This is a genomic window from Hahella sp. HNIBRBA332 (genome assembly GCF_030719035.1).
In the GTDB taxonomy this organism is placed as follows: Bacteria; Pseudomonadota; Gammaproteobacteria; order Pseudomonadales; family Oleiphilaceae; genus Hahella.
Genome location: NZ_CP132203.1, coordinates 621,228 through 633,878, shown reverse-complemented (window position 1 = coordinate 633,878; position 12,651 = coordinate 621,228). Strand labels below are relative to the sequence as shown.

At 57.1% G+C, this 12,651-nt stretch carries 11 protein-coding genes; 4 read left to right on the top strand and 7 right to left on the bottom strand.

Annotated features, from left to right (window positions below):
- Positions 1–147 precede the first annotated feature (147 nt).
- The 3 genes from O5O45_RS03045 to O5O45_RS03035 all read right to left on the bottom strand — a co-directional run bounded on the left by O5O45_RS03045 (position 148) and on the right by O5O45_RS03035 (position 1,931).
- Positions 148–582 carry a PaaI family thioesterase gene (locus O5O45_RS03045; RefSeq protein ID WP_206618130.1) on the bottom strand — a complete coding sequence of 145 codons (435 nt, stop codon included), beginning with the start codon at positions 580–582 and terminating at the stop codon, positions 148–150.
- Between the two features lie 2 nt (positions 583–584).
- Positions 585–1,076 carry a PaaI family thioesterase gene (locus O5O45_RS03040; protein ID WP_305903816.1) on the bottom strand — a complete coding sequence of 164 codons (492 nt, stop codon included), beginning with the start codon at positions 1,074–1,076 and terminating at the stop codon, positions 585–587.
- 141 nt (positions 1,077–1,217) lie between these two features.
- Positions 1,218–1,931, bottom strand: coding sequence for a DUF599 domain-containing protein (locus O5O45_RS03035; RefSeq protein ID WP_305903815.1), 714 nt, complete (start codon positions 1,929–1,931; stop codon positions 1,218–1,220).
- A 139-nt stretch (positions 1,932–2,070) separates the two neighbouring features.
- Between O5O45_RS03035 and O5O45_RS03030 the strand changes: the two genes are divergently transcribed.
- Positions 2,071–3,561, top strand: coding sequence for a M48 family metalloprotease (locus tag O5O45_RS03030; protein ID WP_305903814.1), 1,491 nt, complete (start codon positions 2,071–2,073; stop codon positions 3,559–3,561).
- On the opposite strand, the gene O5O45_RS03025 is transcribed toward O5O45_RS03030, so the two are convergent.
- Genes O5O45_RS03025 through O5O45_RS03010 form a run of 4 tightly spaced genes read right to left on the bottom strand, consistent with a single transcriptional unit; the run spans position 3,558 to position 8,986 of the window.
- Positions 3,558–4,502, bottom strand: a complete 945-nt coding sequence (locus tag O5O45_RS03025; RefSeq protein WP_305903813.1) for an alpha/beta fold hydrolase — start codon at positions 4,500–4,502, stop codon at positions 3,558–3,560. The genes O5O45_RS03030 and O5O45_RS03025 overlap by 4 nt on opposite strands.
- Complete coding sequence (locus O5O45_RS03020) at positions 4,499–5,779, bottom strand: hypothetical protein (RefSeq protein WP_305903812.1); 1,281 nt, start codon at positions 5,777–5,779, stop codon at positions 4,499–4,501. The genes O5O45_RS03025 and O5O45_RS03020 overlap by 4 nt, the downstream gene beginning before the upstream one ends.
- A gap of 10 nt (positions 5,780–5,789) precedes the next feature.
- Positions 5,790–8,309, bottom strand: a complete 2,520-nt coding sequence (locus O5O45_RS03015; RefSeq protein ID WP_305903811.1) for an ABC transporter permease — start codon at positions 8,307–8,309, stop codon at positions 5,790–5,792.
- The gene (locus tag O5O45_RS03010) at positions 8,309–8,986 is read right to left on the bottom strand and encodes an ABC transporter ATP-binding protein (RefSeq protein ID WP_305903810.1); all 678 of its coding nucleotides are present in this window, start codon (positions 8,984–8,986) and stop codon (positions 8,309–8,311) included. The genes O5O45_RS03015 and O5O45_RS03010 overlap by 1 nt, the downstream gene beginning before the upstream one ends.
- On the opposite strand from O5O45_RS03010, the gene O5O45_RS03005 reads away from it, so the two are divergent.
- From O5O45_RS03005 to O5O45_RS02995, 3 genes are all read left to right on the top strand, one after another.
- Complete coding sequence (locus tag O5O45_RS03005; protein WP_305903809.1) at positions 8,985–9,659, top strand: arylesterase; 675 nt, start codon at positions 8,985–8,987, stop codon at positions 9,657–9,659. The two genes, O5O45_RS03010 and O5O45_RS03005, sit on opposite strands and share 2 nt — an antisense overlap.
- Positions 9,660–9,734: 75 nt before the next feature.
- Entirely contained in the window at positions 9,735–10,655 is a 921-nt protein-coding gene (locus tag O5O45_RS03000) for a hypothetical protein (protein ID WP_305903808.1), read from the top strand.
- A 26-nt stretch (positions 10,656–10,681) separates the two neighbouring features.
- Positions 10,682–12,631: a methyl-accepting chemotaxis protein gene (locus O5O45_RS02995; RefSeq protein WP_305903807.1), complete on the top strand. Its 1,950-nt coding sequence runs from the start codon at positions 10,682–10,684 to the stop codon at positions 12,629–12,631.
- Positions 12,632–12,651: the final 20 nt, after the last annotated feature.

Genomic DNA, 12,651 nt, shown 5'->3' with positions numbered 1-12,651 from the left:
CCTGAAAAAAAACCATAACCAGCGGTGTGCAGCGACCTCATCAATAAGAAAAACAAGAGCGACACAAAAAGAAAGCACTAACAAGTGCTATATAAAAGGAGAATATAAGCAAGCCGCAGGCAAGGACCCGCGGCTCGACAAAGCGCCTCAACCCAGCAAAAAATGCGCCCGCGCCAATGCGATCGGGTCCTTACGCTTTTTCTGCCATGCGCTGACGCTGACATTGGCGACGCGATTGCCGCGACGAGTCAGCTTACATTCCGCATACGTCTCCTGATACAAGCCTGCACGCAGATAGTCCAAAGAAAAGTCGACGATCCGCGGAAAGGTGTCGATCTCCAGGAAAATAGCGAGATGGAATGCAGCGGCCAACTCCATGAATCCGCCGATCACGCCACCATGAATCGCAGGCAAAATGGGGTTGCCCAAATTCTGCTCCCGCTTGGGCAGAATAAACACCACTTCGTTGCCGAAACGCTCACAGCGCACACCAAGGGTGCTGGCGTAGGGAATCAGTTCCAGAAGCTTATTGTAGTCGCCGCTGCGATGAGCCTGCGCGACGTGTTGCTGTAAAGATTCCATGATTACTTTCTGCCCTCGATCTTTTCCCAAAACCAATCGGGGGAAGCGTCACGCCCAATCCGCATGAACGTGGCGACGCAGTTGGCCACCGTCGTGTCCGGGCCCCGTTGGAAGGCTTCGCAACGGGTGAAGACGATGGTGCCGGTCACCCGATAGCAACGGGCCCGCGCGAAGACGGTCTTGCCGGGCTGCGCCGGACGCATGTAGTCCACTCGCAGATCCAGGGTGGGACACAACTCCAGTTCGGGCAGACAACATAATACGCTGCCGCCGGAAGCGGTATCCATCAACGTAGTAATGGCGCCGCCATGGATAACGCCCGTATCGGTATCGCCAACGATGTGTTCGCTATAAGGCAGTTCCAGCTCCAGGCCATCCGCATTGGCGCAAGTCACTTTAATGCCAAGTTCTCGACATTGATTAAGGCTATCCAGAAACCTCGATACCCGGCCGAAACGAAGCTCGTCGTTCTCCCAGGGTTCGTACTGCTGCATGTTTCAGTTATCCGTCGCTGTATAAATTGAATGAACGTCCTGCGTGTCGACAACCGGGCTTCATCAACCTCAGCCGCCCCAAACGCAAAAGTGATTCAACCGCGGTAGCGTCACATGCTTTATATTGTCGACGCTCCGCGATTACTCTTTCCCCGCCGCCTCATCCTCAAAGGTCTTACCGGCGCGCAACGCTTTCAGAGCGCGGGACCGGAACTCCCGTTGAAACAGGATAGCCACCACAGCGCTGGTTATCGCCATGAACAATATCGGATGGATAAACCAGGTTAATACGGCGAGTCCATAATAGTATGACCGCAAACCCAGGTTAAAAGAATCCCCGGCCAGGTTCGCCACCCGTGCGGCGGACTGGGCCAACGCCTCACGCGCGCCGGAACTGACCTTGTCCTCGTAGGTCAACGGCGCGCTGCTGATCAGCACCCCACAGAAGTTGTATTGCCGCATCGACCAGGTGAACTTAAAAAAGGCATACACGAACACCGCGCACAGCACCACCAGCTTGAGTTCCCACATGAACTTGCCGGTCTGTGCAATATAGGGTAGATCACTAAAGACGGACATGGCTTTGTCCGTATACCCTATAGCGGTGATCAAACCCGCGAGGATCAATAAGCTGCTGGAGGCGAAAAAAGCGCCGTTGCGCTCCAGATTGCCTACCACGGAAGCATCGGCGATACGGGCGTCGCGCATCAGCGTACGACGCATCCAGTCAGCGCGATACAGATCCAGGGTATTGGAGAGGCAGGGCCGGGTTTTAGCGCGGTGCTCCGAGTAATAGGTGTAACCGACGCAATTCAATAAGAACCAGACGAGAGCAATATAATCCAGTAGATTCATAACACCTTAATCGTTAGATACTTTGTTATTATTCTTGACCATTTTTTGTAGAAATTCATTTAGACGCTTGGAGAAGATAATGCTACGCCTCTTTACATGTAGCCTGTGCTTAATCTTGATCCTGCTGCAAGGGTGCAGTGTGAACCCGGTTACCGGCAAACGCGAAATCATGATCATCAGCGAGCAGCAGGAGATGAGCCTGGGACAGGAACAGTACCAACCCGCACAACAATCCCAGGGCGGACTGTATTATCTTGATCCAGAGCTGACCTTCTATGTTCGCCAAGTTGGGGAAAAGCTCGCCAAAGTCAGCGACCGCCCCGACCTGCCCTACGAATTCGTCGTACTCAATAATTCCGTTCCCAACGCCTGGGCGCTGCCCTCCGGCAAGATCGCCATCAACCGCGGCCTGCTGGCGAAGCTGGATGACGAGGCGCAACTGGCCGCCGTACTCGGCCACGAAATCGTCCACGCCGCCGCCCGCCACAGCGCCAAGCGCATGCAGTCGAACTTGCTCATATCAGCCGGCGTGGCCGGTTTGGGACTGGCGCTGGACAACCAGGACTATCGGGACATTCTGGTGGGCGGAGCCGCCATGGGCGCCACGATGGCGGTGGCGAAGTATGGTCGGGATCATGAGCTGGAGTCTGATCATTACGGCATGCAATACATGGCCTCCGCCGGTTATGACACGCAGGCGGCAGTGGAACTGCAGCAATTGTTCGTAAAACTCTCTGAAGGGCGCTCACAGAACTGGCTGGAAGGATTGTTCGCCTCACATCCGCCCTCCCCTGAACGCGTAGAAGAGAACCGCCGCACAGCCCTGACGCTGCCCCAATCGAATTATCGCGGCAAAGACGCCTTTATGAGAGCAACGGCTCGCCTGCGCAAAACCGTTCCCGCCTATGAAGCCTATGACGAAGGCGTAAAGGCGCTGAAAGCAGGCGACGCCGACAAAGCGCTACAACGGGCCAATCAGGCCATCAAGCTGGAACCGGAGGAAGCGATGTTTTACTCCCTGCGCGGCGACATCTATAAGAAGCAGAACAAAGACTCTGCAGCACTGAAAGAATACGATAAAGCCGTATCGCTGAACCCGGAATACTTCGCCCACACGCTCAAACGCGGCCTGGCCTATAAAGAGATAGGAGACAGCGCCAAAGCCGCGCTGGATCTACGCCGGGCCAACGATTTACTGCCGACTTCCGTCGCCAATCTTGCGCTGGGCGATATCGAAGCGCAAAGCAATAATTCCGCCGCCGCGATCAGCCACTACAGTGCCGCCGCGGAGGCGTCAGGAGCTTACGGCCAGGAAGCGCGCCAGAAGTTATCGCGCCTGGACTTGCCGAAGAATCCCGAGCGCTATCTGCAGCTACAGACACTGAAAGATAAGCAGGGCCGCGCCTTTATTACCTATAGCAATCAAAGCGCTTTGGAAGTGAACAATATTGTGGTCGAAGTGGCCTTGATAAACGCCAGCGGCTGGGTCATGAAGCAAAACACCATCACCTTGGGGCCTACGAGTCCCGGTCAACAGGCCAAGCCGGTGTTCAGCGCCATTGCGACTGAGGCGGCGCAGCGCAAAGACTTATCGCTGCTCACCCGCCTGCATAGCTATCGTTTACGCTAACACTCAGCGGACGCCGCCAAAGCCAGGATATGAGCGTAGGCGGCGTCCGGATCTTCCTGCATGAAACAGTGCCCGCCCGGGAGCATCTGCAATCGCACCCGATGGTTGACTGACGCCGCCCGCTGCGCAGACTTCACGACAAAAGGATAAGAGCTCTCTCCATAAATAATCGCCATGGGTTGACGCACATGTTTGATGGAGGGCCACAACTTATCTGGAAAGGTTGCGAACACCGCCGCCTCCATCCGGGGTGGACACTTCAAGGTCAATCCCCGCTCCGTTTCTTGCAACGCATGCTGGATATAAGCTTGCAATGCGTCATCGCGCCAGCCTTTAAACATGCCGCGCGCTTCAAAATACTCACGCGCCTCAGCCATGCCATCCCAGCCATCGCGTCGGTTTTCCGCCCGCGCCGCCAAAGGATTGGGCGCGCGCAATCGCAGCCAGCGATAGGCGGTCAGCGCGCGCAGCATAGTTGGAGTGAAATATACCGGGTCCAGCGCCACCACCTGATCAAACGCATCATGATGGGCGGCGGCGATCAGCGTCGTCAACACGCCGCCAAAGCTGTGTCCCACGCCTAACACAGGAGCCGAACCGTAATCCGCACGAAAATGCCGCCAGGCGGCGTAAGCGGTTTCCGCCGCTGCATTCCAACCGCGAAATGCGTCGCCGGCGTCGCTGTCGCCATGCCCCTGCGCATCGCTGAGAAACAAGTCGTAATGCTCGGCGAGCAGACGCAACAATGGCTCATAAGTCAATCCACAGAAACCGTTGCCATGCATGAAGTGCAGTACTGGCTTGCCTGAGGGGCGGCTACGCCAGCCTCGGATGGCCATTCCCGGCTCCACGACATACTCCCAGGGAGTCAACATCATCAGCAAAGACTCCGGCGCCGCCTTTTGTACACCGGCCATACCAGAGAGTGAGGCGTGGCTCATACTTCGTCCTTATCCTCTATATCGTTCATCAAAGCGCGTATTTGTTCTTCATGATCACAGTAGATACTGGGATACAGATTATCCCGCCACCAGTGTATCCATTTAAGTGTCTGAAAACCGTCGAACCAGCAGTGAAAGTGGCGACAGAAGGCTTGCTCCGTGGAGGATTGCGCAGCAAAACGGCGCACAGCTCCTGCGATGGCGAACACGTCCAGAGCGCGGTTGGCTAAATCCTCGCGTCCAGTATACCCGCTCAGCTCCGAGGCGAGCTTAGCCACCGCCGCTTCCGGCTGCTCTCGAAGACGCCATAGCGTCGCCACTGATTGCAGAAGAATGCGCAAACACGGGTAGGTCGCCGGGTGGTAGAAAGCCACAGCCCCATCGCCTTCCAGCGCCTTTTGCAACGCCGGGCCGGTTCCAAAGGGAACCCGGCTACTCAGCCGCCCGCTTAACACGATCGCCTCGCCTTTTAGCTGCACAACGGAGCCTAGCTTGGCGAGCTTGTTAAGCAGATAAAAGTCTTCCGCCGCCGCCCGCAAAGGCATTCCTCGCACCATGGCGTAGGCGTCCGCGCGACAGGCCAACGTGCTGCCAACAGTATGAAACGCATAGGGAGATCCCGACGCCTGCAAGCCCGCCACATAACAGCGCAACTTGCTGTCATAAAGTTGCATCAGTCGCTGCTGCCTGGCGTCGCCTTCGCCACGATGGCGAAACGGGTAAACCAGCGCCACGCCGTCGCCAGCCAGGCTCGCTTGATCGAAGTAATCAGCAGGAAGTTCGGCGTCAGCGTCGGTGAAGTGAATCCAGGAGGCTTGCAGATTGCCGCCAGCGAGCAAAGCCAGGGCAATGTCGCCGCCTATTTTACGAGCCAGCCCTACCCCCAGCTCTTTGGGAATCAGAACGTCAGGCGCGCACCTGTCCACCAGCAGAACCGCTGAGCCACCGATCTCCTGTAGCTGCATATTGCCATGACGCCATAAGGTGCGGCCTTGGCTTTGCGCTTGCCGCAGACACGCCCGGGTCGCAGCCAATGCGTCCGCCTCCGCCGACATAGGCGCGTTTATCACCCAGATTTGCAGGCAATCAGCATTGGTCAGGGCTGCAGTCACATGCTTAAGCCCTTCATAATCTTCTGCAAATGCCGGAATGACCAAGACACTGCGCCAGCGCCCCTCGATACCCTCAATTCCGCGACTTTCCGCTTCCGCATAATCGCGCAGGTATTTGACTGCCGCCTTACCGGGCCTGTATGCCTGTGTAACCGCCTCCGCCATTTACGCCAGCCTACTCCACGAAGCCGGATTGCAACGTCGCATGAGGCGGAGCCAGCAGAGCGCCCCGTAAACGCCAGTAGGCATACGCCGCCGTCGCAGCGGCGCTGATAAACGGCGCCAGCAACCACAACTCCCAGTGCAGACTAAAAGGCAGCTCGAATAAGCGATACTGCAGAAATCCCGCCACACTCTCCGCCACGATAACACCCATAACGCCAGCAAAGGCGCCGATCAGGCTGAATTCTCCTACTGTCGCGCCAATCACGACACGCCGGTGTGCGCCCAGCGCCCGAAACAACGCCGTCTCCGCACGTCGCGACGGAGCTTCGCGCGCCAGTAACGACGCCACCACCAGTAGCGCCGCCGCGAAAATCAGCGCCAGCAACGCCTCGATCGCCAGCGACACTTGCGCGATCACTTCCCGCACTTTCACCACAAACTGATCCAGCTCCAACACCGATACCGTAGGAAACTGACGATTGACCTGATTCACCATCTCGGTTTTGTTATCGCCCAGGTAAGCGCTGGTCAGATAGGTGGCGGCGAAACCATCCAGGGCGCCGGGCGCGAAAGCCATGTAGAAATTGGGCTTAAGGCTGTCCCACTGCACGCTGCGAATGCTCTGCACTTTCGACTCCAGTGCAGCACCGCCAATCTGAAAGGTGAGAGAATCCCCCAGCTTCACGTCGAGACGCTGCGCCAACTGGCTTTCTATGGACACCCCAGAGACGCCGCCTTGCGCGCTCAACGCCCCATCCCACCAGGTACCGCTCAGGATTCGGTTATCTTCCGGCAGGTCCGCCATCCAGGTTAGATTGAGCTCCCGATTCAAGGCGCCGACTTCCCGCTCCTTGCTGACCACCGTCCGCACGGGTTCGCCGTTGATGTGGGTCAGTCGTCCGCGCACCATGGGATACAACGGCGCCGCGGCAATATGGTTCTGCTCGAACAAGGTCCGCATCGGCTCCACTTCATAAGGAGCGATGTTGATAAAGAAGTGATTGGGCGCATTTTCAGGGATTTGCGCCCGCCAGTTGTCCACCAGCTCCGTCCGCACCAGAAACAAGGTCAACAACAAAGCCCAGGCGCTACCCAACGCCAATACATGCGGCACCGTGGACCAGGGGCGGCGCTTCAACTGATCAGCGCCTGCCCGTAGCGCGCCGGGAGTGACCGTGCGGCGCGGCGGACGCAGCTTCACCCACATCTTCATGAGCCAGGCCGCCACAGCGATCATCGCCGCCAGCCCGATCAACACCGCGGCGACGATTGTTAATTCGCCGCTGTATACCATCAGTAACGCCGCAAAACCAATCAGGGCGGACAGCATGCGCGACTTGGAGAACCCAAGCATGCGCTGAAAGTCCGCATTGGCCGCCGCCTGCCGCAGAATAAACATAGGCGGCTGTTTGGCCAGGGCCCGAAACACCGGCCAGGCGAACGCCGCCAGTACAATCGCCAACGTCAACAGCGGCAGCCAGATCCAGTTCAGAGGCAGAGATGTTTGCAGAGGCGGCAGCATGTCGCCCATGGCCCACACCGCCCATTGCTCAAATAGCAGCCCGCATCCTAATCCCAAAATCGACGCGGTGACGGCGGAAATCAACAGCAATGACGCGAAGCGCATGCGTAACTGACCACTGCGGCAGCCCAGTGTTTTCAGCAGCGCCACCGTATCCTTCTGTTGCTGGGCGTAATACTGCGCTGTGACGGTGAGCGCCACCGCCGCCAGCAACACGCCCAGTACGCCACCCAATAATAGATAGCGCTCAGCCCGTTCTATCGCCCGCGAGACCGCTGGACGACCGTCTTTCGCCGAGACGATGCGCTCAGAGGCCGTCAGCGATGGCGCGATGTCAGCATTGAACTGCTCCAGTCGCGCCTCTTCGCCAGCCAGCAGCAGGCGATATTTCAATCGGCTTCCTGGCTGCGCCACCGCGGTAGCGGCTACATCCTCGTAGTTCATCAAAACGCGGGGGGCCACATTTATAAAGGAAAAAGAGGGATCCGGCTCCTTCGCCAGCAACCCTGTCACTTTTAACTGCTTACGCCCAATGCTGACAGCATCTCCCAACTGCACGCCCAACAGGGAGAAAAGCCTTGGCGCCAGCCAGACTTCACCTTGCGCCGGGCCCTGTCGCACAATCTGCGTGGAAGCGCCCGTCTGAGTCACCACACCCACTTCGCCTTTTAGCGGGTAACCCTCATCCACCGCTTTGACCGCAACCAATTGAAACTGATCGCCGCGGTTCAACATGGTGGAGAACTCCAGCGTAAACGCCGTCTCCAAGCCCAACTGTTGCGCCTCAGTCACCCATGCGTCGGAAAGATCGCCGGAGCTCTCAATCACCTGATCTCCGCCCAGGAAGCGAGAAGCGCCATCATCGAAAACAGCTTTCAAACGCCCGGTAAATGCAGTGATAGACGCCACCGTCAGCACGGCGACAAACAACGCAAGCCATAACAAACGGAATGAAGGTTGTCGCCACTCTCTCAGCCAGAGTTGCAGCGGTCGCGTAGAACCTGTCATTACGCAGCCTCCAGAACGCCTTGATCCAGCGCCAGAGAACGCCCACAGCGACCGGCCAGCTCGCGATCATGGGTGACCAGAATCAATGTCGTCGAATGCTGCTTGTTCAGGTCGAACAGTAAATCCATGATATGCTGCCCGGTTTGCAGGTCCAGATTTCCAGTAGGCTCATCCGCAAAAAGAATATCCGGCTCCGTGGCGAAAGCCCTGGCCACCGCAACCCGTTGTTGCTCGCCTCCAGACAATTGGCGTGGATAATGTCCTTCCCGCTCCAGCAGTCCTACCCGATCCAGCCACTGACGCGCCCGCTCCCGGCTGTCGGCCACCCCAGCGAGATCCAGCGGCAACATCACATTTTCCAATGCGGTCATGGTGGGAATGAGCTGAAAGGACTGAAAAACGAAACCGACATGCTGAGCCCTGATTGCGGCGCGGCCATCTTCGTCCAGTTGCGCCAGGTCCTTGCCCAGCATACACACCTGACCGGCCGACGGCAGATCAAGGCCCGCCATGATGCTAAGCAGTGTGGTCTTGCCTGACCCGGAGCGTCCGATAATCGCCAAAGACTCTCCCACCTTGATTTGCAAATTGACGCCTTTCAATATGTCCAGACGACCGCTACCATTGGAGACACTTTTCGTCAGCGATTTAACCTCAAGCACATCAACCAAAGTCATGCTAGCAACCTCATTCCTCAATCTGTTTCAACGTCATGTCATCAAGTCCATCTGGACTCTGTTTGCGCTCTGCTGTCTGATGGTAAGCCCTATCACACAGGCTGTCACAGATAAATCGCAGCCAGTAAAAATCGTCGTTCTGGGGGACAGTCTCAGCGCCGCTTACGGCATCCCGCTGGAGTCCGGCTGGATCACGCTGATGGAAAACGAGCTTCGCACCACCTACCCCAACCTCTCGTTGATCAACGCCAGCATTTCCGGCGAGACCACCGGCGGCGGCCGCGCCCGCCTGTCAGCGTTATTGAAAGAGCACAAACCGGATATCGTCCTGCTGGAGCTGGGCGGTAACGACGGCTTGCGTGGTTTTCCCCTCAACATCATTAAAAACAATCTGGCGGCCATGCTGGAAAGCATCACGGACGCCGGCGCAAAGGCCATTCTGATCGGCATGCGCATTCCGCCCAACTATGGACCGGCCTATGCTGAAGGATTCCATCAGATCTACCAGGACCTGGCCAGTGAACAAAAAGTCACGTTAGTGCCCTTCCTTCTGGATAACGTCGCGCTTGATCCCAGCTTAATGCAATCCGACGGCATTCACCCCAACGCCAAAGGCCAGCCGCAACTGGTTGAGAATGTGCTGCCGCATTTAAACTCTCTGCTAAGTCATTGATCCAAGCGACGCTTATTTGCACTCTTTATAGCTATTGCTAGTCTTAAAGTAAGTCATACTATTGAGGCCGGCTATATGGTGATCCCGCGGATTCGACCGGGATGGTTGTTGTATCTGCTGGCGGCGTGGGCGCTCAGCGGCCATGTCGGCGCGGCGATAATCAATAACAACAACGTATTCCAGATCAGCGAACAGATGCAGATGAAGGCCCAGCGCCTGATCGCCGCACAGAACAAATCTGTTGATGAATCTGACGCGCCGGTATTTCAGGACAAGTTGCCCAATCAGGTTTATGCGAAGGCGCTGGACGCCTATGCGCAAATCCGTCAGTTGATGACCCTGAATAACCTGCCACCCATCGAAGATAAGCAGCTCCCTTTCCAAATTTTCAGACCTAAAGACGTGTACGATCTGTTGGAGCAAGCGGATCAGGGCCTCAACGCCATTCTGGAAGCCAAGTCCATCAGTACGGAAGCAGAGTTTGAGCGCCCTTTGGGCAAGTCCGGGGCCGACGTTTACCAAAGCTTATGGAAGCTCACCAATGTGTTGTCCGTACTGGCGCCTCCGCCGGATATCGGCGATACGCAAAAGCAATTCAAGTTGATCGAAGATGAGCTAAGGCTATTGGCCCGGGCGCTGAACCTCAAATTTACCGAGCCGCAGAAGAACCAGTACAGCGATAAAAGCATCCGCGACGTGATGCTAGCGCTATACCAGAACTACCACTTGCTTGGCAGGCTGCAACGCAACCTGGAGGTGGAGCCTACCAGTCCGGAAGCCATCCCCAGCGGCGCCTTGACCGTGCTGGATGCTTACGACGGCGCACGCAGCGTGCTGGCGGAGATCCACCGTATGAAAGCCGGCCTCAATATCGAGCAGCGCAGCCCGGCGCCCTCGGGAGAGGCCAACGCCTCCCTGAACAGCCTGTATGCGCAAGCGAAAAAAATCCATGATTTGCTGATAAGCCTGCTGAGCGACATGCCCCCGGCAGGCTAACAGCGATGTAACTACTGAGGTGCGGAATGCGTCTGCAGAATCTTCCATTGATGCTGAAGTTGAGTCTGGTTCCGGCGCTGATACTGATCCTGTTGCTGGCCTATGCGCTGATGGTGATCGCGTCACTGCGAGAAATCACCACCCGCGCCAACCACTTCTCCACCGTCATCGAGCCGACTGCGCGCCTGACCAGCGACCTCAGCGCCAACCTGTCCACTCGCGCCAGCCTGCAACAGCAATACCTGCGTACGCCGGCCGATAAAACACTGGAGGAATACACCCAGGCCAGCGCTCAGGCGCAAGAGTATTTCTCCGACGCCAATTTCACCAAACTGAAGAGCGCCGACGCCCTGCAAACCGCCAGCCTGCGTATTGACGATCTGTTTCGCAACAGCCTGCTGCCGAAAAACCGCGAGCTGCGCAGCAGCATCGCCACAGTGCAGGAAACCCTTGTGCCGAAAACCCTGGAGTTATCCAACAACATCAGGGTGACGCTTGACCCTTCCAGCGCCCAGGTGTTGATCCAATGGACCATCCTGGTCAGCAATCACATACAAGCCGCCCTCATCAATCTGAATGCGTTCCTGCGCACCGGCTCCCCCACCGAGACCGACGCCTTCCTGATGGAAATATACGGGGCGCAAAATGCAGTGATCGATCTGAAGAAGCATCTGCGCAAGCCGGAACATGAAAAATGGATCGGTGAGATCGACGGGCTGGTGAAGCAGTTTGAGAGCAAAGCCAAAACCATCTTCGATGTGGCCCGCAGTCAAAACAGCTTGCTGGACAGCGAGTTGCGCCCGCTCGTCAATAACACGCTGAATATCGTGGCGGAGGAGCAAGCCAGCATCTGGAGCGATTTACGCAGCGTCAGCGGGTACATTGCAGAGTCTCTGGACTCCAACATTGTGAAGATGCTGTTGTTCCTGGTGGTGACCCTGGTCATTTCCACGGTGTTGACCGCTTTGGTGTCGCGCCTGATCAGCAAACCCATCAAAGATGTGGTCGCCACCATGGAGGACATCGCCCAAGGCGGCGGCGACCTCACCCGGCGCCTGACCTATCTGGGACAGGACGAGCTTGGCCGGCTTGCGCGGGCTTTCAATCGCTTCGTCGAACTCATCCAGCAGATATGCATCAGCATCAACGACAAGTCTCAGGAACTGGGCCAATCAGCGGAATCCTTGCAGGACGTGGCTCACCAGGGCGAAAACTGTCTGGAGCAACAGAAAGCCGAATTCGTCACGGTCTCCGAATCTACCCAGCTGATCTCCCACAGTTTCCGGGACATTGCGCAGCAGGCGGGCAAATTGCTGGAAATCGCCCAATCCATCGCCTCGCAGTCGGATAACGGAAAACGCCTGCTGCAAAACAATACCGACACGCTGTCCCGACTGGCCCAGCAAATGGAGACCTCTTACGCCTCCATGCAACGCCTGGCCAGCAGCAGCCAGAAAGTCTCGGAAGTGCTGCAGGTCATCAACAATATCGCAGAGCAAACCAACCTGCTCGCGCTGAACGCAGCGATCGAAGCCGCCCGCGCCGGCGAGCATGGCCGCGGCTTCGCCGTGGTGGCGGATGAAGTCAGACAGCTGGCGTTACGCACCCGGGATTCCACCGAAGAAATCCGCGAAATCATGGAAGGCCTGCAAAAAGACGCCGAAGAAACGGAAAAGATGATCAACCTGAGCAACAGCATGACGCAAAACAGCGTGTCGCAGATGAGCACATTGGCGGTAACCGTGGATCAAACCAACAGCGGCATTGCAGAAGCCAGCGACCTGATCGACCAAGTAGCCAAAACCACAGAGGAGCAGGCCAAGCACGCGGAAGGCATCGCGCAAAGTATGCAAACCTTGGAGGCGTTGCTGGATGAAAGCTGGCGGCAGGTGAACACCACCTCCTCCAACAGTGAGAACATTAATCAACTGTCATCGCAGTTGCAGGAAAACGTCGGCCGCTTCAAGACTTGTTAACCGCGCCGCCGGCCGACGCC

Excerpts from the sequence above, each read along its gene's own strand:
- O5O45_RS03045 (WP_206618130.1), bottom strand. The coding sequence starts at position 582 with ATGGAATCTTTACAGCAACACGTCGCGCAGGCTCATCGCAGCGGCGAC.
- O5O45_RS03040 (WP_305903816.1), bottom strand. The coding sequence starts at position 1,076 with ATGCAGCAGTACGAACCCTGGGAGAACGACGAGCTTCGTTTCGGCCGG.
- O5O45_RS03035 (WP_305903815.1), bottom strand. The coding sequence starts at position 1,931 with ATGAATCTACTGGATTATATTGCTCTCGTCTGGTTCTTATTGAATTGC.
- O5O45_RS03025 (WP_305903813.1), bottom strand. The coding sequence starts at position 4,502 with ATGAGCCACGCCTCACTCTCTGGTATGGCCGGTGTACAAAAGGCGGCG.
- O5O45_RS03020 (WP_305903812.1), bottom strand. The coding sequence starts at position 5,779 with ATGGCGGAGGCGGTTACACAGGCATACAGGCCCGGTAAGGCGGCAGTC.
- O5O45_RS03015 (WP_305903811.1), bottom strand. The coding sequence starts at position 8,309 with ATGACAGGTTCTACGCGACCGCTGCAACTCTGGCTGAGAGAGTGGCGA.
- O5O45_RS03005 (WP_305903809.1), top strand. The coding sequence starts at position 8,985 with ATGCTAGCAACCTCATTCCTCAATCTGTTTCAACGTCATGTCATCAAG.
- O5O45_RS03010 (WP_305903810.1), bottom strand. The coding sequence starts at position 8,986 with ATGACTTTGGTTGATGTGCTTGAGGTTAAATCGCTGACGAAAAGTGTC.
- O5O45_RS03000 (WP_305903808.1), top strand. The coding sequence starts at position 9,735 with ATGGTGATCCCGCGGATTCGACCGGGATGGTTGTTGTATCTGCTGGCG.
- O5O45_RS02995 (WP_305903807.1), top strand. The coding sequence starts at position 10,682 with ATGCGTCTGCAGAATCTTCCATTGATGCTGAAGTTGAGTCTGGTTCCG.